Consider the following 18,903-nt stretch of genomic DNA (forward strand, 5'->3'; position numbering starts at 1 on the left):
GCTATGCAAGATGCGATAAGAATCCATTCGCGCGACAACGTGGCGGTAGCGCTGCGCGATTTACCTGCCGATACCAAAGTCGAGATTGATCGCCAGTTCATTACCTTGCAGCAAGAGGTTGGGCGCGGTCACAAATTCGCGCTGACGCCGCTGGCAACGGATGCGCTGGTGATCAAATACGGCTTGCCGATTGCCCATGCCACGCGCCCGATCGCCATTGGCGAAATCATTCACTCCAGCAACGCCCGCACCAATCTGAGCGATGTGGATGAGTACGACTACCAGCCGGAGTTTCTCGATATCCCCGCTCAGGCCGGCGATCGCGAGGTGCAGATTTACCGCCGCGCCAGTGGTGAAGTCGGTATTCGTAATGAGCTGTGGATTCTGCCAACGGTGGGCTGTGTGAACGGCATCGCCCGGCAGATTCTGTCGCGCTTCCTCAAGGAGACCAACGAGGCAGAAGGGATCGATGGGGTGCACCTGTTCAGCCACCCGTTTGGCTGTTCTCAGCTCGGTCAGGATCATGAAAACACCCGCACCATGCTGCAAAACATGGTACGCCATCCCAATGCTGGTGCGGTGCTGGTGATTGGTCTGGGCTGTGAGAACAATCAGGTGGATGTGTTCCGCGAAACGCTGGGCGGCTTCGACAGTGACCGCGTGCACTTTATGGAGTGTCAGAAGCAGGACGACGAAGTCGAAGCGGGGTTGGAGCAGCTACATGCGCTGTACAATGTGATGCGTGGCGATCAGCGCCAGCCGGGTAAGCTCAGCGAACTGAAGTTCGGACTGGAGTGCGGCGGTTCTGACGGTTTCTCTGGCATCACCGCCAACCCGATGCTGGGCTGCTTCTCCGATCAAATGATCGCTAACGGCGGCACTACAGTGCTGACCGAAGTGCCGGAAATGTTTGGTGCAGAGCGCATTTTGATGAGCCGCTGCCGTGACGAAGCTACCTTCGATAAAACCGTGGCGATGATCAACGACTTCAAGCGTTACTTTATCGACCATCAGCAGCCGATCTATGAGAACCCATCGCCGGGTAACAAGGCGGGCGGTATCACCACGCTGGAGGAGAAATCCCTTGGCTGCACGCAGAAAGCCGGGCAGAGCCAGGTGGTGGATGTACTGAAATATGGCGAGCGTCTGGTCACGCCTGGCCTCAATCTGCTGAGCGCGCCAGGAAACGATGCGGTGGCCACCAGCGCGCTGGCGGGCGCAGGTTGTCATATGGTGTTGTTCACCACCGGACGCGGCACGCCCTATGGCGGATTCGTGCCTACCGTGAAGATTGCCACCAACTCGCAGCTGGCAGAGAAGAAGCCGCACTGGATCGATTTTAATGCCGGGCGTTTGATTGAGGGCATGAGCATGCCGGAGATGCTGGAGGATTTCGTCGATATGATTGTGGCGATTGCCAACGGTCAACCGGCGCGTAACGAAGCCAATGATTTCCGCGAGTTAGCGATATTTAAGAGCGGTGTCACGCTGTAAACATCAGGTGCGATCGATGTGCATCTGACATCAATCACACCTGCTTATCTTAAGGGCGGCATCTGTGCCGCCCTGTGCAATGCCAATCTATTCTGCTTCAGACACCGTGCGCGGTTCGCGCTCGGCTTCCGCCTGGCACACCGCTGCCGTAAACAGAATGTCGGTTGAAGAGTTCAGCGCTGTCTCGGCGGAATCCTGCAATACGCTGATGATAAAGCCGATGGCCACTACCTGCATCGCCAGGTCATTCGGAATCCCGAACATATTACAGGCAACCGGAATCAACAGCAGCGAACCGCCGGCCACACCCGAGGCGCCACAGGCACAAATCGAGGCCACAAAACTCAGCAGGATTGCCGTCGGCACATCCACGGAAATGCCCAGCGTGTGTACTGCCGCCAGTGTCAGCACCGTGATGGTGGTCGACGCGCCCGCCATACTGATCGTCGCGCCAAGCGGAATAGACACAGAATAAGTATCTTCATCAAGATTCAGGCGTTTGGCGATCGCCATATTTACTGGAATATTTGCGGCAGAGCTGCGGGTAAAGAAGGCGGTCACGCCACTTTCACGGATGCAGGTAAACACCAGCGGATAAGGGTTACGACGAATCTTTTGGAACACCAGAATCGGATTCACCACCAATGCCATGATGGCCATGCATCCCAGCAGCAGCGCCAGCAGCGTTGCGTACTCCTCAAGTGCACCAAAGCCGGTTGAGGCCAGAATCGAGGCCACCAGACCAAAAATCCCCAGCGGCGCACAGCGAATCACGCAACGCACCACCCACGTCGCCGCATGCGAAGCATCGGTAAGAAACGCCTTGCTGCTTGGGCTGGCATGGCGGAAGGCCAGACCGAGGCCGATGGCCCACACCAGAATGCCGATATAGTTGGCGTTGAGTAACGCGTCAATCGGATTAGCCACCATGCTCATCAACAGACCGTGCAGCACTTCGGTAATGCCAGACGGCGGTGAAATTTCGGTTGCGCCCACGTTCATTGACAGAGTTTGCGGGAACAGATGGCTCAAGGTGACTGCGACCACAGCGGCAAAGAAGGTGCTCAACAGATAGAGCATGATGATGGGACGGATGTTGGTTTTCTGCCCTTGTTGATGATTAGCAATCGAAGAAATCACCAAAACCAACACCAGCAGCGGGGCCACCGCCTTCAGGGCGCGAACGAACAGTTCACCCAGCAGACCTACGGCCAGAGCGGCATCACGTGAGAACCACGCCAGCGCTACGCCGGCAATCAGGCCAATCATGATTTGTTTTACCAGGCTTCCTGCGAACAGCGCGCCCAGACGTCCAATAAAGTTATTTAGCATAGTTCGGTCTTTTTATAGCGGTATGAGTGTTGTGCGCGGTTGCTCCGCGCCAAACGGTTTGCCCGGCGGAGTATAAGGAAAAGTCCTGGTGAGGGAAGAGATAATTCTGGACGTGCGGCGCAGATCGGTTTTTTGATCTGCTGACGATGTGAAATGTGACAGAGCTATGAAAGGTGAAATTTGCAGCTGGCGAAACAAAGCAGGGGCGATTACCGCCCCTGCAGAAGATTATGATGAGATGCGTTTCTGGTCGTTTCTGTGGTTAACCCAGGCGTTAATCAGCAGAGTACCGCCCAAAATCACGCCCACAACCGACAGTGAGATGCCCACCGGGATATGGTAGAACTCGACGATCAGCATCTTGATGCCGATAAACACCAGCACAATCGCCAGGCCATATTTCAGCATCGAGAAGCGCTCAGCCACGTTCGCCAGCAGGAAGTACATGGCGCGCAGACCGAGAATCGCGAACAGGTTCGAGGTCAGGACGATAAAGGGATCGGTCGTCACTGCGAAGATCGCCGGAATACTATCAACCGCGAAAATCACATCGCTTAGCTCCACCATGATCAGCACCAGCAGTAGCGGGGTGGCAAACAGCACGCCATTTTTGCGGGTGAAGAACTTCTCGCCTTCGAGATTATCCGTCATGCGCAGATGTTTACGCAGCCAGCGCACCACCGGTTTGTCGCCCACTGCCGCGTCATCGCCTTCTTTGGCAAACGCCATTTTCAGGCCGGTGAACAGCAGGAAAGCGCCGAACACGTAGAGGATCCAGCTGAACTGCGTCACCAGATAGCTGCCGGCGAAGATCATGATGGTACGCAATACGATCGCGCCCAGCACGCCATACACCAGCACGCGGCGTTGCAGGTTTGCCGGAATAGCGAAGTAGCTGAACAGCATCAGCCAGACGAAGACGTTATCCACCGCCAGTGCTTTTTCCAGCACGTAGCCGGTAAGGAAGGCAAGGGTTTGTGCGGTCGCCACTTCACGGCCGGCGGTGCCTTCGAGGTACCACCAGAACGCAGCGCTGAACAGCAGAGAAACGGAGATCCATACCAGCGACCAAACGGCGGCCTGCTTGAATGACATGGTTTGTGCGCCGCGACGTCCCTGTAAGAAGAGATCGATCGCCAGCATGATGAGCACAACAACAGCGAAGCTGCCCCAGAGTAACGGTGTGCCTACAGTGTGCATAGTTGTATTCCTGTCCGGAAAATAAAAAAGCGGCTAAGTCAGAAGACGTTAGCCGCTTTGATCAAGCTGCAAGCAAACCTCGCCTTCCGGCAAGGTCTCACTTACAACTCAGAATAGATTCCGGGTTGCCTGACGACCGGATGCGTTTAGCATCGTAATGACGATCAATCAGCTTACAAGTTACTCCCCTTTGCAGCGGTCAAGATACGTCCAACCGCGCAAGGATTCAATGGGGAGTTTGAAATATTCTGCAATATTTACACTTGAGCCTGGTCTGCCGGGAACACCACGCCAGTCTGGCGGCGGATTTCCGTCAGCAGTTTTGCTGTGATGCGCGAGGCTTCCAGTGCCGGATGCTCGACCTGGCGCTGCTCAACCCGTTGGGCAAAGGCCTCGGCTTCATACAGCATGGTGTTGATATGCTGCGGTTGCGTCAGATTCTGGCTCTCGCCACCGCGTGGGATAAAGCGCAACTGCTGGCATTCCGAGATTTTCTCAATCACCAGTGAGCCGGCTTCGCCCTGAATTTCGCTCGGGATCAGTGAATCGCTCACCTTGGAGTGCAGCAGCGTGACATCAAAATCGCCGTAGCTCAGCACCACTGCACCGTGCGCATCGACGCCACTCTCCAACAGCGAAGCCTGCGCTTTCACCTGCTGCGGTTCGCCCCACAATGTGACGGCAGCGGCCAGGCAGTAAAAGCCAATGTCCATAATCGAACCGTTCGACCAGCGCGGATTAAAAGTATTGGGATTTTCGCCGTCGATATAACGCTGATAGCGTGAGGAGTACTGGCAGTAGTTAATCAACGCTTTACGCAGCTTGCCAAGTTGCGGCAGGGTGTTCTGCAGTTGCAGGAAGGTCGGCAGGCTGGCGGTTTTAAATGCTTCAAACAGCACTACCTGATGCTGGCGCGCGCAGGCGATCATCGCCTCGGCCTCACGCAGATTCGATGCCATCGGTTTTTCGCAAATCACATGTTTGCCGTGCGACATAAACAACATCGCTTGCTCAGCGTGTAACGCATTCGGGCTGGCGATATATACCGCATCGATTTCCGGGCTGGCCGCCAAATCTTCGAGGGAAGTGAAGGTAAGTTTGCAGGGATAGTCAGCGATAAAGGCATCCGCCTGTGACTGCTGGCGCGAATAGACACCGCTTAACTTCATTTTGCCGGTCTCATGCGCGGCGTCGATAAACTGGCGGGTTATCCAGTTGGTTCCCACAATGGCAAAACGAATCACGGCTTTGTACTCCTGCAACAGTAAAGCGGCAGAGTAGCATGTTCAGCGGATCGTTCGTCAGACGAAATTTGATCATGCGATCCGCATTCCAATATGATGATGCGGCACATTTTTTTAACCAGCTAGCGGGGACGCGCGGGTGAGTGGAAGTAAACATGCATTGAACTGGACCACACTGCTGATTGCTATCCCCGTGGGATTCGTCGCGTCGCTGGTGACCTTAGCATTTCGCGGCGTCATTGATTTGATTAACCGCCTGCTGTTTAACAGCGATAGCGAAATCACCGTGGCGATGCATGTCTGGCCATGGATCTTCTGGCCGCTGCTGGTGGGCGCGGGCGGTGTGCTGGCGGGGTTCTTCCTGCGCTATGCGGTGGCGATTGAGAAACAGGAAACGGTTAAAACCGACTATCTCGAAGTGATCAACGCGCGCCTGGATGCGGTGCCGACCAAAACCTCGCTGTTTCGTGCACTCTCCTCGATTGCCAGTATCGGCAGCGGTGCTTCGATTGGTAAAGAGGGGCCGATGGTGCAGCTCTCCGCGCTGAGTGGCAGCCTGATGGGCCGCTGGTTCCCGCAGATGCGTAACAGCGATATTGTGGCGATGGCGGCAGCGGCAGGGCTCTCTTCGGTGTACCACGCGCCGCTGGCCTCAGCGATATTTGTCGCTGAAATTGCCTTTGGTATCTCGGCGCTGCAGCGGCTGATCCCGCTGATTGTCGCCTCGGCGGTGGCGGTGATGACCATGTGGTCACTTGGCTTTCGCAGTGCGCTCTATCCGCTCTCCGAAGCCTTGTTCCAGATGGATATCAGCAGTTTGTTGATGACCATTCTGATTGGCGTGGTGGCCGGTTTTGCCGGTTGGTTGCTGATAAAGTTGATTGCCCGCAGCAAAACGCTATTTGGTCGTATTAAATCATTGCCAGCACGTCTGGGGCTTGGTGGCTTAGCGGTGGGCTTTCTGGCGCTTATATCCACCGATATTCTGGGCAACGGCTACGAAGTGATCGTGAAGATTATCGATGGTCACTATGTGCTGGCTGGATTGATTGGCCTGCTGGTGCTCAAAACCCTGGCCACCACGCTGTCGGTGGGATCGAACGCGGTGGGCGGTCTGTTTACCCCTTCGCTACTGATTGGTGCGCTGCTCGGCGTGGCGCTGGCGCAGATGGGCGTGGCACTTCATCTGCCGGTTGGCGATAGCCTGCTTTACGCGGCGATTGGTATGGCGGCGGTATTAGCGGCCGTGAGTCAGGCGCCGTTAATGGCGATGCTGATGGTGCTGGAGATGACGCTCAACAGCAGCCTGTTATTCCCGATCATGATCGCCTCGGTGCTCTCTTCCATGGTGGTGTATCGGCTGCAATCGGCCAGCACCTACCCGGTGGTGAGCAACCACTTTAGCCGCTCAGAAGCCAAATTCGATTTCGATAATATGCGCGTAGATCAGCTGATCATTCCTGGTGCGGCGCTCCAGCCGGAAGAGTCTGTGGGGCAGGCGCTGGCAGTCAGTTCGCTGAAGCGCGAACGCTATGTGTATGTGATCAACAGTGCGGGGCAATTCCTGGGGGTAGTATCAATCCATGATATCTCGCGCAAGGTGCTGTCACAGGAGATCACCCTCGATTCACCGGTCAGCAGCGTGATGGACGATAACTTCCCGTGCATTTATCAGAACCAGAGTATGCGTGAAGGCTGGGAGGCCTTTGCTCGCGTGACGCTGGAGCGTTTACCGGTGCTCAACAATCCACAAGAGCGCCGCTTTATGGGTGCCTTGACCAAAACCAGTTTGATTCAGAAGGCGCAGGAGTTTCTTTAAGCCGCGTTACCGCGCATCGCCTGATCCGTCATCCACAGGCGCGCATCGAACTCCAGCTGGTGGTAATCCGGTTCCATATGGCAGCAGAGTTGGTAGAACGCTTTGTCGTGATCCTTCTCTTTCAGGTGCGCCAGTTCGTGCACCACGATCATGCGCAGGAACGGTTCCGGTGCCAGACGGAAGAAGGTGGAGATACGAATCTCGGCTTTGGCTTTCAGGTTGCCGCCCTGCACACGCGAGATGGCGGTGTGCAGGCCAAGCGCATGTTTCATCACCTTGATTTTGTTATCCCAGATCACTTTGCTCACTGGCGGCGCGCTGCGCATATAACGATTTTTCATTGCCTGGGTGTAATCATACAGCGCACGGTCACTGACAATATTGTGCGTGTCAGGATAGCGTTCCTGCAAAAAGCTGCCCAATCGCTGATTATCAATCAGCAACTGCACCTGTTCGAGGATGTTTTCAGGATAACCCTGCAGATAGATTAATGACATTGGGATTCCCGACGAAAGACAGTATACTGCGCCCCCTTTTTAGGGCGAAAATCGCGCAAAGTGTACCACGCCGGAGATTCCATGAGCCAACTTGAACTGACCAATCGCACGCTGACCTTGCAGCGCTTCCCGCCGATGCGTGAAGAAAGCCCGTTACAGGCGTGGGATTCCGCCGATGAATATCTGTTGCAGCAAGAACTGCCAGAAGGACCGGTGCTGGTGTTCAACGACAGCTTTGGTGCGCTGACCTGCGGACTGAACGGCCGTGAAGTGTGGCACGTCAGCGACTCGCTGCTGAGCGAGCAGGCGGCGAAACAGAACCTGCGTCTTAATGAGATGGACGAAGATCAGGTGCACTTTATCGATAGCCTGGCGCCGCTACCAGCTGCGCCTGCTGTCGTACTGATTAAAATCCCGAAAGCGCTGGCTCTGCTGGAGCACCAACTGCGCGCGCTGCGTAAAGTGGTGACGCCAGACACGCTGATCCTTGGCGCGGCCAAAGCCAAAGACATCCACAACTCCACGCAGCAGCTGTTCGATCGCATTCTCGGTGAGAGCAAAACTTCGCTGGCGTGGAAAAAATCTCGTCTGATCTACTGCACATACAGTGCACCTCAGCTGCCGGAGGTGTCAGAGACCACGGTGTGGCCGCTGGACGATTCCTCTTACCAGATTCACAACCACGCTAACGTGTTCTCTCGCGGATCGCTGGACGTGGGTGCGCGTTTCTTTATGCAGCATCTGCCGTCAGATATTGAAGGGGAAATCCTCGATCTTGGCTGCGGCAACGGCGTGATTGGTTTATTGGCGCTGGAGCAGAACCCGCAGGCGGACGTGCTGTTCTATGACGAATCTTACATGGCCGTGGCGTCCAGTAAGCTCAACGTGGAAGTGAACCGCCCGCAGGATCTGGCGCGCTGTCAGTTCCGCGTCAACAACGTGCTGAGTGGCTTCCCGTCGGATCGTCTGCACGCGGTACTGTGCAACCCGCCGTTCCATCAGCAGCACGCGGTGACCGATCATCTGGCCTGGCAAATGCTGCGTGATGCCAAACGTTGCCTGCAGTACGGCGGCGAGTTGCGTATTGTCGGCAACCGCCACCTCGGTTATCACGTCAAAATGAAAAAGCTGTTTGGCAACTGTGAGCTGGTGGCGTCTAACGCCAAGTTCGTGGTGCTGCGTTCGGTCAAACTGCGTTAATCACACGCTGAGCGCCAGCTCAGTGGCCTGTGCGATGGCGCGGCGAGCATCCAGCTCCTGCGCCACATCGGCTCCACCAATCAGCTTTAACGCTTTACCGCGTGCGGCCAGCTCATCCGCCAGCTGACGCAACGGTTCCTGCCCGGCACAAATCACCACGTTATCCACCGCCAGCGTGATCGGCTCGCCCTGATGGCGCAAGTGCAATCCGGCATCATCAATCTTCAGATACTCCACGTCGCCCCACATCTGCACGCCGTGCGCCTGCAAACTGGCGCGATGGATCCAACCGGTGGTTTTCGCCAGCCCGGCGCCGGGCTTGCCGGATTTACGCTGTAACAGCCAGATTTGCCGATCCGCTGCCAGCGGCTGCGGACGGGCTAACCCGCCGCGCGCCTGTAAGCTGTGATCGATGCCCCAGCTCTGATAGAAATCTTCGTGCGCGTTTTGATGCAGCAAAAACTCGGCGGTATCAAAGCCAATACCGCCCGCACCAATAATGGCGACGCGCTGGCCGACCGGCTTTTTATCGCGAATCACATCGAGGTAGCTGAGTACGCTGGCATGGTCGATGCCGGGAATCGACAACTGACGCGGCGCAATACCGGTGGCGATCACCACTTCATCCACACTTTCCAGCTCATCAGCGCTCACGCGATGCTCGGTGCGAATCGCCACGCCCTGTGTCTCCAGCTGATGGCGGAAGTAGCGCAGTGTCTCGCTAAACTCCTCTTTACCGGGGATTTGGCGGGCGATATTAAACTGGCCGCCAATCTGCGCATCGGCTTCATACAGCGTGACCTGATGGCCGCGCTCGGCTGCCTGTAGCGCGAACGCCATACCCGCCGGGCCGGCACCGACCACCGCAATCTGTTTAGGCTGTTCAGCAGGGATCACCGGCATCAGGGTTTCATGGCAGGCGCGGGGATTGACCAGACAGGAAGTGACCTTGCCGACAAAGATTTGATCGAGACAGGCCTGATTGCAGGCGATGCAGGTGTTGATGGCATCTGGCTGCCCGGCCTGTGCTTTGCGCACAAAGGCCGCATCGGCAAGAAACGGACGTGCCATCGACACCATATCGGCAATGCCATCGCGCAGCAGCGATTCCGCCACCTGCGGATGGTTGATACGGTTAGTGGCAATAACGGGGACGGATACCGCTTCACGCAGATGCTGCGTCACCCACGCAAAGCCGGCACGCGGTACGCAGGTGGCGATGGTCGGGATGCGCGCTTCGTGCCAGCCAATACCGCTGTTAAACAGCGTTACACCGCGCTGCTCCAGCGCCTTTGCCAGCGTCAGCGTCTCTTCCAGCGAACTGCCGTTATTTACCAGATCGAGCATCGACAGGCGGAAGATGATGATAAACGCCGGGCCGACCGCCTCGCGCACCGCCTGCGTAACCTCCAGTGCAAAGCGCCGACGGCGCTGCACATCGCCGCCCCACTCATCGTCACGATGGTTGGTGTGCGCCACCAGGAACTGATTAATCAGATAACCTTCGGAGCCCATGATCTCGACGCCGTCATAACCGGCCTGCTGGGCCAACCTGGCGCACCGGGCAAAGTCCGCAATGGTCTGACGAATCTCGCCATCGCTCAGTTCGCGCGGCGTGAAAGGGTTAATCGGTGCCTGCAACGCTGAAGGCGCAACCAAATCGCGTTGATAGCTGTAACGCCCGGCATGCAGAATTTGCAGCGCGATTTTGCCGCCCTCGGCATGCACCGCATCGGTGAGGGTGCGATGCCAGTCGCACTGGCTCTCCTGATTGAGGATGGCGCCGCCGTGTGCCACCACGCCCTGTGGGTTGGGTGCGATGCCGCCGGTCACAATCAGTGCCACGCCTCCCCGCGCGCGCTCCGCATAAAACGCGGCTAATCGTGTGGCGCCATCAGTGTGTTCTTCCAGCCCGGTGTGCATGGAGCCCATCAGAAAACGATTCTTTAGTTGGGTAAATCCCAGATCCAGCGGGGCAAACAGGTGGGCGTAATGCTCAGTCATGAACACAGTCTCGGAAAGTGGTCGGATGAGTCAACTTTAGCGGGAATTGATTGGGATGGAAATTCGCGGTGTTCAGGCTGTGAGAAACCTCAAAAAAAGCAGGGCGACAGGTCGCAGGCGAAAGGTTCGGACTCCTTCGCCCGGCACGGGAAGAGACCTGTGCACCCTGAAACAGCTTGAAGATGAGGGCTAATGATTTAGCTCTATAGTTATGACTCCTGTCAGACTCAATCCAGACGACTTTCCCGGGTGAGGGTGCGGCGATAATGACATAGCTCACTGTGGTTAATCCCCAAGACGAGTCTTGGTTTTCCCCAGCAAAAAGTGATCCCGCTTCCATCTTCTGTACGAGCAGTTCACGTTCCAGGTAACAGCTATTTCGTAACATGATTTAGAGTGATCTGGTTCACAGTTTTCAGCCTCTGATCCCGCTTTGATAGCCCCCATTGCAACAGCAACAAATGGGGAAACCATGAATATCGAAACGCAATCCTGCGTGATTACCGGGAAAAAGCAGGTCAGCGTCGCACCGCAACAGGTGAATTGGGACGGCACAGGCACGCTGGTGCGTATTACGCGCGGCGGCATTTGTGGATCTGACCTGCATTACTATCAGGAAGGCAAAGTCGGCAGCTTCGAAGTCAAAATGCCGATGATCCTCGGTCATGAAGTGATTGGTCATGTGGTGGAAAGCGACAACCCGGACCTGAAGCCGAATCAGAAAGTGGCGGTCAATCCCTCCAAACCGTGCGGCGAGTGCAAATACTGCCAGCGCGATCAGGAAAACCAGTGCACCTCGATGCGCTTCTTCGGCAGTGCGATGTATGTGCCGCATGTCGACGGCGGTTTCACCCAGTACAAAGTGGTGGACAGCAAACAGTGCGTGCCTTTCCCACAGGATGCTGATGAAACCGTGATGGTGTTTGCCGAGCCGCTGGCGGTGTGTATTCACGCCACGCATCAGGCGGGCGATCTTACCGGCAAGCACGTGTTCATTTCCGGCGTCGGTCCGATTGGCTGCTTAATTGCGGCGGCAGCGAAAGCGCGCGGTGCCGCCTCTGTGGTGTGCAGCGACATTAGCGAGCGTTCGCTGGAGATGGCGCAGCAGATGGGCGCGACCGATGTGATCCATGCCGCCGAGGGCGATTTCACGCCTTATCTGGCCGACAAAGGCTATTTCGATGTGGCGTTTGAGGCTTCTGGCCATCCTTCCTCGTTACAGCGCTGCCTCGATGTGGTGTGCGCCAAAGGTACGCTGGTGCAGGTCGGCATGGGTGGCACTATCCCGAACTTCCCGATCATGGCGCTGATTGCCAAAGAGATTCAGCTGGTCGGTTCTTTCCGCTTTATCCATGAATTCAACACCGCCGTTGAGTGGCTGGCGAACGGTGTGGTCAATCCGCTGCCGCTGTTCAGCGGTGAATACGATTTGCAGGACATCGACGCGGCTTTGCAGTTTGCCGGCGATAAAACCCGTGCGGCGAAAGTCCAGTTAACCTTTTAAGGAGCAGTGATGAGTCAGTTATTTTCCCTCGAAGGCAAGCGTGTATTACTCACCGGTTCGGCGCGCGGTATTGGTTTTCTGCTGGCGCGGGGCCTGGGTGAAGCCGGCGCGGAAGTGATCGTCAACGCCACCACCAAAGAGGGGGCAGAGCAGGGTGCGGCGAAACTGCGCGAGCTGGGCCTGCGCGCCCATGCCAAAGCCTTTGATGTGACGCAGTCTGCGCAGGTGCAGCAGGCGGTGGATGAGATTGAAGCCGAATGGGGACCGATTGATATTCTGGTGAACAACGCCGGGATCCAGCGCCGCCGTCCGTTCCTCGAATTCCCGGAGCAGGACTGGAATGACGTGATTGCCGTTAACCAGACCGCCGTGTTCCTGGTCTCTCAATCCGTGGCGAAAAAAATGGTCGATCGCCAGCGCGGTAAAATCATCAATATCGGTTCGATGCAAAGCGAACTGGGCCGCGACACCATCACGCCTTACGCGGCATCCAAAGGTGCCGTCACCATGCTGACGCGCGGTATGTGCGTCGAGCTGGCGCGCCATAACATCCAGGTGAACGCCATTGCACCGGGCTACTTCGTCACGGAGATGACGCAGGCGCTGGCCGACGATCCGGCCTTTACCGGTTGGCTCACCAAACGCACGCCAGCCGCCCGCTGGGGTAAACCGGAAGAGCTGATCGGTGCTGCGGTGTTCCTCGCCTCGGGCGCGTCTGATTTCGTCAATGGTCACTTGCTGTTCGTTGATGGCGGTATGCGCGTCGCCGTGTAATGTCATGGCGCGGCTGGCATTTTCGCCGGGCCGCGCCTAAACCTTAATCACCCCTCTGTATTCCTAAGGATAATAAAAAATGCCAATAACCATTATTGTGCTGGGTGTGATACTGCTGCTGGTATTGATGATTGTATTTAAGGTCAACGGCTTTATTGCGTTGGTGTTTGTCTCGGCGGTGGTGGGTATTGCCGAAGGGATGACGCCGCTCAACGTGATGGCCTCGATCCAGAAAGGTATCGGTTCGACGCTCGGTGGATTAGCGATGATCCTCGGCTTCGGTGCCATGCTCGGGCGATTAGTCTCGGACACCGGTGCGGCACAACGCGTCGCTACTACGCTGATTGCCGCTTTTGGTAAAGAACGCCTGCAATGGGCGCTGGTGGTCACCGGATTGATCGTCGGTCTGGCGATGTTCTATGAAGTGGGCTTCGTGCTGCTGCTGCCGCTGGTGTTCACCATCGTGGCTGCTGCCGGTTTGCCGCTGCTGTACGTCGGCGTGCCGATGGTGGCTGCGCTCTCCGTGACGCACTGCTTCCTGCCGCCGCATCCTGGCCCAACCGCTATCGCCACCATCTTTGGCGCTAACCTCGGTACCACGCTGCTGTACGGCATGATCATCACCATCCCGACGGTGATTGTGGCCGGTCCGATCTTCTCGAAATTCCTTAAAAGCTTTGAGAAGTCGCCGCCGGAAGGCTTGTATAACCCGAAAATCTTCACCGAAGAAGAGATGCCGGGCTTCGGTATCAGTATCTTCGCCGCCATCATCCCGGTGGTGCTGATGGCGATTGCAGCGGTATTTGAGCTGACCACGCCAAAAGAAAACCCGCTGCGTCAGTTCTTCGAGTTCATCGGTAACCCGGCCGTGGCGCTGTTTATTGCCGTGGTGATAGCGGTGCTGACGCTGGGTCTGCGCAACGGTCGCAAGATGGAAGAAGTGATGGATATGTGCGGTGAGTCGATTGCCGCCATCGCCATGATCGTCTTCATTATTGCCGGTGGTGGTGCGTTCAAGCAGGTGCTGGTGGACAGCGGCGTGGGCAACTATATCGCGGACATGATGAAAGGATCGTCGCTCTCTCCGTTGCTGATGTGCTGGACGGTGGCAGCGATGCTGCGTATCGCGCTGGGATCGGCCACGGTTGCGGCGATCACCACCGCTGGGATCGTCACGCCGATCATCGCGGTGACCCATGCCGATCCGGCATTGATGGTGCTGGCGGTAGGTTCGGGCAGCGTGATCGCCTCACACGTCAACGATCCGGGCTTCTGGCTGTTTAAGGGCTACTTCAACCTGAGCGTGGTGGAGACCCTGAAAACCTGGACGGTGATGGAGACGCTGATCTCGATCCTCGGCCTGGCCGGTGTGCTGGCACTCAACGCCATCATTCACTGATGCAATGGGCTGCACAAGGATGTGCAGCCACTCAGTCGCGACGACGAATCCACGAAAATCGCGATTGATAGCCGCTGTCAAAATGGGTGTTGTAGCGATAGCTCGATCCCGACTCCGCCATGCAATAAGTGCAGACGTTTAACACCTCGATCTGCTCGGCAGGAATGCCACGCTGTAACAGCAACCCTCGCGCCAGATGCGGCAAATCAAACCACACGCCCTGATGATGCGCCCGCGCCTGCGGACGGATCGCCGCGCTATTGCGTGGTTGCTCGCTTGCCCACTGCAGCGCAGGTAAATCTGCACGTTGCTGCATCTGCGTCACCAAATCTTTGCCCAGCTCATAACAGCACGGACCAATCGCCGGTCCGATGGCGACATGCAGCGTTTCAGTGCGGGCGCCAAGATTAAGCAAGCCGTCAATGGCACTGTTCAGCACTCCACTCAGCGTGCCTTTTAATCCGGCGTGCACTGCCGCCACCTGATGCTGCGCGCTATCAGCGAACAGTACCGGCAAACAGTCAGCGGTATACACCGCCACCGGCAGCTGGTTTTCCCCAATCACGCCATCGGACTCGCAGCTTTTCGGCGGCAGGTTTTGGGTTGCCAGCACCACCTGGGCGCTGTGGCGCTGCTGGCCATAGGCGGCGTCCGTGGGCACCGGTTGGCCCGCAGGCTGAAAGGCATAGTCGAGCCACGGCAGGGCATCAAGCAGCGTTGAACGCGGTCCGGCATGTGACATAAGTGTCTCCTTTGACAGGGCGGCAGCTTTCTTCTGCCCACAGCTTACGTTAACTGCTACATTTTTAAAGCTTTACACAAACTGACCATAATCACTTAAGGATGATCTGATGAAAAACACCTCTTTGCTGGCAGCGTCCGGCATTCTTGCGCTGCTGCTGACCGGGTGCGCGCAACCGGCCAAACAGCAGGCACAGCAGCAGCTCGGCCAGCAATCGGTATTGGCAGTGAACTGGTTCCAGCAGTCCGGTGAGTATCAGGCATTAAGCTGGCAGGCATTTAACACTGCGCGTATGGCGTTTGATGCTGCGCCATCGCTGGCGGGCAAGCCGAAAGCGGTGATCGTCGATCTCGATGAAACCATGATCGATAACAGTGCCTATAGCGCATGGCAGGCGAAAAACGGCCAGCCGTTCTCTGGCAAAACCTGGTCAGCCTGGACTCAGGCGCGTCAGGCCACCGCCGTGCCGGGCGCGGTGGAGTTCGCGAACTACGTCAACAGCCACGGCGGCACCCTGTTCTACGTCTCGAACCGCGACCAGAAGGATTACGCCGCGACGGTGGACAACCTCAACAAGCTGGGCTTCAGCGGCGTGAGTGACAAAACCGTGCGTCTCAGCACCGGAAACTCCAATAAACAGGCGCGCTTCGATGCGATTAAAAACGCGGGCTACAACGTGGTGCTGTACGTCGGCGATAACCTGAATGACTTTGGCGGCGCGACCTGGCATCAGGGTAATGCACAGCGTCAGCAGTTCGTTAACCTCAATCATCAGCACTTTGGTACGCAATTTATCGTGCTGCCTAATCCGCTGTACGGCGATTGGGAAAGCGGCATGGCGGAGAACTACAACAAACTGACGCCGGAACAGCAGCTGCAGGTACGTGAAGCGCGTATGAAAGTGTGGAACGGTAAATAATTCGTCAAGCGAATTAGCGCCTGTTGCGGCAGGCGCGGTGATTTTAATTCAGGGCCAGTGATATTTACTTTTCATCGTCATTATTATTCTCCTTATTATTTTCCTGATCTCTTGCTTAATTACAGGTAAGTGATTGGCGGAAAATATCGCCATTTTGCTTTTTACCCAGTGAATGACTCCAATCATAAATTTTATAATTAAGATTTTTCTCAACTCAAATCATTCAATTCACCATACTAGTGCAAAGGCATGATAAGACTGCGTGTATATTTTTGTCGATTCATTCCAGATGTATAATTTAATTATCAAATTAAATGCATGATTAACATAACAAATATTTTTTTTTAATCAATTCTCTCGGCTTGCATTAAATTACTTTTAATCGACACTTCCTGACGTTTATTTTACAGGGAGTACGATTTTGTCGTGTGCGGAAATATTGATTGTGCAACCACAAGCATTAGCAGCTATAAACAATTTATGTGAGGAAGCTCGGCTTTCATCCTCCATCGATCGTCTTAGCGGCGTTTAAAACCCTGTGACTTAGCCTGAAAACGATATTTCTGCACGTAGAGAGAAGATAATTGTGACGACACTTAAACCCTTATTAGCGAAAAATCGCAGTTGGGCATTACAGCGCCGTGAGCGTAATCCAGATTATTTCGAACAATATCTGCATCAACAAAAACCGCATTCGCTGTGGATCGGCTGTTCCGATAGCCGTGTACCTGCCGAAGTGCTGACTGGCTCGCATCCCGGCGAACTGTTTGTGCATCGCAATATCGCCAATATGGTGGCGCCCGATGACGATAACCTGATGAGCGTGCTGCAATACGCGATTTTCTACCTCGGCGTGGAGCGCATTGTCCTGTGCGGCCATTACGGCTGCGGCGGCGTGCAGGCTGCGCTGGGGTTGCCCGCTAGCCCGCTGGCAAAAGAGGATTCGGCGCTGGCAAGACGCATCGCCGCGTTGCGCAGTAGTCTGCAGCAAGGATTGGTGGAACATCACGCCAGTGCTGAGGAAGAGGAGAGCAGTAAGCTCAACCGCTTAGTCGAAGCCAACGTCATCGCCCAGTTTGCTCAGTTAGTGGCGTGTGAGCCAGTGCGACAGGCCTGGCAAGCCGGGCAATCGCTGGAAGTGTTTGGCTGTGTGTATGACCTGCAGTCGGGTCATCTGAAAGAGCTTACTCAGCAATCTGCAGAGGAATCGGTGCCATGAATCTGAACACGCTGCGTCAGGATATTCCCGCCGGTCTGGTGGTGTTTTTGGTGGCGCTGCCGCTGTGCCTTGGCATCGCGCAGGCCAGCGGTTTACCGCCGTTTGCCGGATTGCTCACCGGGGTGATCGGCGGCCTGCTGGTCACTTCACTGAGTCCCTCGCGTTTTGCCGTCAGCGGCCCGGCGGCAGGTTTGGTGACTATTGTGGTGGCCTCGATCCAGACGCTTGGCAGCTTCTCCGCTTTCCTCACCGCGCTGATTCTGGCGGGCGTGTTGCAGTGCCTGCTTGGTTTGCTGCGAGCCGGTCGCTTCATTTCGCTGGTGCCGGGCAGTGTGATCAAAGGGATGCTGGCGGCGATCGGTATTTTGCTGATTATGCAGCAGATCCCGGTGGCCTTCGGTGCCGCAGGTGATGCTGAGCTGGTGTCGCTGGTGAATGGCGAATTTCAGTTTTCGCTAAGCGCGATGCTGGTGGCGGGCATCGGTCTGCTGATTCTCTGTCTGTGGACCACGCCGATAGTGAAATCGGTCAAGCTGCTTGGTTGGATTCCGGGCCCACTGGTGGCCGTGTTGTTCGGCTGCATGGCGACGGTATTTGGCGATCGCCTGTTCCCGAGCCTGGCGGAAGGGCTACCGCGTATTGCGTTGCCAGCCTTTGATAGCCTGTCAGCGCTGGCGGCGGAACTGGAAACCCCGGACTGGCTGGCGTGGCAAAATCCTTCAGTCTGGGTGGTTGCCGTGACGCTGGCGCTGGTGGCAAGCCTGGAAACGCTGCTGAGTCAGGAGGCGCTGAAAAAACTGCGTCCGCAGCATCCGGCACCTTCGCCAAATAAAGAGATGTTCGCACAGGGCATCGGCAACCTGACTGCTGGTTTCCTTGGTGCGATGCCGATTACGGCGGTGATTGTGCGCAGTTCGGTGAACGTCAGTGTCGGGGCGCAGACTAAACTGTCGATTTTGATCCACGGCGCGCTATTGCTGATCTGCGGCTTGTGGTTCAGCGATCTGCTCAACGCCATCCCTTTAGCCAGCCTTGCCGCTGTCTTGCTGTATACCGGCTATAAGCTGGCAACGCCGCGCCTGTTCGTTGAACAGTTCCGCATGGGCGCTCAGCAGTACGTGCCGTTCCTCGCCACCATCGGCGGCATTATTGTATTCGGCATGCTGGCCGGGATTGGTATCGGTATCGCCACGCAGATTCTCTATAGCATCTACAAAAGCCACCGCAACGCGCTGCAGCTTACCCGCTATGACGATCACTACGTGCTGCGCTTCCAACAAAACCTCACCTTTATGCACAACCCAAAACTGCAGGGATTGCTGGCGGAGATCCCGGAAAACAGCACGGTGATTGTTGATCACGATAACGCCGAGTACCTGGATCCGGACGTCAAAGCGGTACTACAGGATTTCGGCGAAAACGCGCGCGATCGTGGTATTCGTCTGAGTCAGTGGCCCGTTGCGGTTAATTAGCAATAACGCTTTGCTGAAAAACTGGTTTTTCGCGTAAAAATCGGATATCTCGGATATCCGATTTTTTTATTTGCAGGGCATAAT

15 protein-coding genes are annotated in these 18,903 nt (G+C 56.1%); 9 read left to right on the plus strand and 6 right to left on the minus strand.

Annotated features, from left to right (window positions below; genetic code table 11):
- Positions 1 to 3 precede the first annotated feature (3 nt).
- A complete protein-coding gene (locus JK231_RS10530) occupies positions 4 to 1,494 on the plus strand; it encodes an altronate dehydratase family protein (RefSeq protein WP_097119535.1) in 1,491 nt (496 codons plus the stop codon).
- A gap of 87 nt (positions 1,495 to 1,581) precedes the next feature.
- On the opposite strand, the gene sstT is transcribed toward JK231_RS10530, so the two are convergent.
- From sstT to JK231_RS10545, 3 genes are all read right to left on the minus strand, one after another.
- Positions 1,582 to 2,826, minus strand: a complete 1,245-nt coding sequence (sstT, locus tag JK231_RS10535; protein ID WP_058959524.1) for a serine/threonine transporter SstT — start codon at positions 2,824 to 2,826, stop codon at positions 1,582 to 1,584.
- 228 nt (positions 2,827 to 3,054) lie between these two features.
- A complete protein-coding gene (locus JK231_RS10540) occupies positions 3,055 to 4,026 on the minus strand; it encodes a TerC family protein (protein ID WP_182056892.1) in 972 nt (323 codons plus the stop codon).
- A gap of 257 nt (positions 4,027 to 4,283) precedes the next feature.
- On the minus strand, positions 4,284 to 5,270 hold the full coding sequence (locus JK231_RS10545; protein ID WP_211728493.1) for a Gfo/Idh/MocA family oxidoreductase: 987 nt from the start codon (positions 5,268 to 5,270) through the stop codon (positions 4,284 to 4,286).
- Between the two features lie 139 nt (positions 5,271 to 5,409).
- On the opposite strand from JK231_RS10545, the gene JK231_RS10550 reads away from it, so the two are divergent.
- Positions 5,410 to 7,089 (plus strand): chloride channel protein, encoded by a 1,680-nt coding sequence (locus JK231_RS10550; protein ID WP_211728494.1) that lies wholly within the window; start codon positions 5,410 to 5,412, stop codon positions 7,087 to 7,089.
- Here JK231_RS10550 and JK231_RS10555 read toward each other — a convergent pair.
- Complete coding sequence (locus tag JK231_RS10555; RefSeq protein WP_034830993.1) at positions 7,086 to 7,586, minus strand: M48 family metallopeptidase; 501 nt, start codon at positions 7,584 to 7,586, stop codon at positions 7,086 to 7,088. The two genes, JK231_RS10550 and JK231_RS10555, sit on opposite strands and share 4 nt — an antisense overlap.
- An 81-nt stretch (positions 7,587 to 7,667) precedes the next feature.
- On the opposite strand from JK231_RS10555, the gene rlmG reads away from it, so the two are divergent.
- A complete protein-coding gene (gene rlmG / locus JK231_RS10560) occupies positions 7,668 to 8,786 on the plus strand; it encodes a 23S rRNA (guanine(1835)-N(2))-methyltransferase RlmG (protein ID WP_038644545.1) in 1,119 nt (372 codons plus the stop codon).
- Here the strand turns inward: rlmG and JK231_RS10565 are convergent, their stop codons facing one another.
- Positions 8,787 to 10,790 (minus strand): NADPH-dependent 2,4-dienoyl-CoA reductase, encoded by a 2,004-nt coding sequence (locus tag JK231_RS10565; RefSeq protein WP_211728495.1) that lies wholly within the window; start codon positions 10,788 to 10,790, stop codon positions 8,787 to 8,789. It abuts the gene before it with no gap.
- A gap of 472 nt (positions 10,791 to 11,262) precedes the next feature.
- On the opposite strand from JK231_RS10565, the gene idnD reads away from it, so the two are divergent.
- The 3 genes from idnD to JK231_RS10580 all read left to right on the plus strand — a co-directional run bounded on the left by idnD (position 11,263) and on the right by JK231_RS10580 (position 14,467).
- The gene (idnD, locus tag JK231_RS10570; RefSeq protein WP_211728496.1) at positions 11,263 to 12,294 is read left to right on the plus strand and encodes an L-idonate 5-dehydrogenase; all 1,032 of its coding nucleotides are present in this window, start codon (positions 11,263 to 11,265) and stop codon (positions 12,292 to 12,294) included.
- A 9-nt stretch (positions 12,295 to 12,303) separates the two neighbouring features.
- The gene (gene idnO / locus JK231_RS10575; RefSeq protein ID WP_211728497.1) at positions 12,304 to 13,068 is read left to right on the plus strand and encodes a gluconate 5-dehydrogenase; all 765 of its coding nucleotides are present in this window, start codon (positions 12,304 to 12,306) and stop codon (positions 13,066 to 13,068) included.
- Positions 13,069 to 13,147: 79 nt separating this feature from the next.
- Positions 13,148 to 14,467: a gluconate:H+ symporter gene (locus tag JK231_RS10580; protein ID WP_045831845.1), complete on the plus strand. Its 1,320-nt coding sequence runs from the start codon at positions 13,148 to 13,150 to the stop codon at positions 14,465 to 14,467.
- A gap of 31 nt (positions 14,468 to 14,498) precedes the next feature.
- On the opposite strand, the gene JK231_RS10585 is transcribed toward JK231_RS10580, so the two are convergent.
- A complete protein-coding gene (locus JK231_RS10585) occupies positions 14,499 to 15,209 on the minus strand; it encodes a polyphenol oxidase family protein (RefSeq protein ID WP_097119547.1) in 711 nt (236 codons plus the stop codon).
- 109 nt (positions 15,210 to 15,318) lie between these two features.
- Here JK231_RS10585 and JK231_RS10590 point away from each other — a divergent pair, with 109 nt between their 5' ends.
- The 3 genes from JK231_RS10590 (at position 15,319) to JK231_RS10600 (ending at position 18,819) form a co-directional block, all read left to right on the plus strand.
- Positions 15,319 to 16,128 carry a 5'-nucleotidase, lipoprotein e(P4) family gene (locus JK231_RS10590; RefSeq protein WP_211728498.1) on the plus strand — a complete coding sequence of 270 codons (810 nt, stop codon included), beginning with the start codon at positions 15,319 to 15,321 and terminating at the stop codon, positions 16,126 to 16,128.
- A gap of 580 nt (positions 16,129 to 16,708) precedes the next feature.
- Complete coding sequence (locus JK231_RS10595) at positions 16,709 to 17,347, plus strand: carbonic anhydrase (RefSeq protein ID WP_211728621.1); 639 nt, start codon at positions 16,709 to 16,711, stop codon at positions 17,345 to 17,347.
- Complete coding sequence (locus tag JK231_RS10600; RefSeq protein ID WP_211728499.1) at positions 17,344 to 18,819, plus strand: SulP family inorganic anion transporter; 1,476 nt, start codon at positions 17,344 to 17,346, stop codon at positions 18,817 to 18,819. Before JK231_RS10595 ends, JK231_RS10600 begins: the two co-directional genes overlap by 4 nt.
- Positions 18,820 to 18,903: the final 84 nt, after the last annotated feature.

Source organism: Pantoea sp. JGM49 (assembly GCF_018257655.1).
GTDB classification, from domain to species: Bacteria; Pseudomonadota; Gammaproteobacteria; order Enterobacterales; family Enterobacteriaceae; genus Pantoea; species Pantoea communis.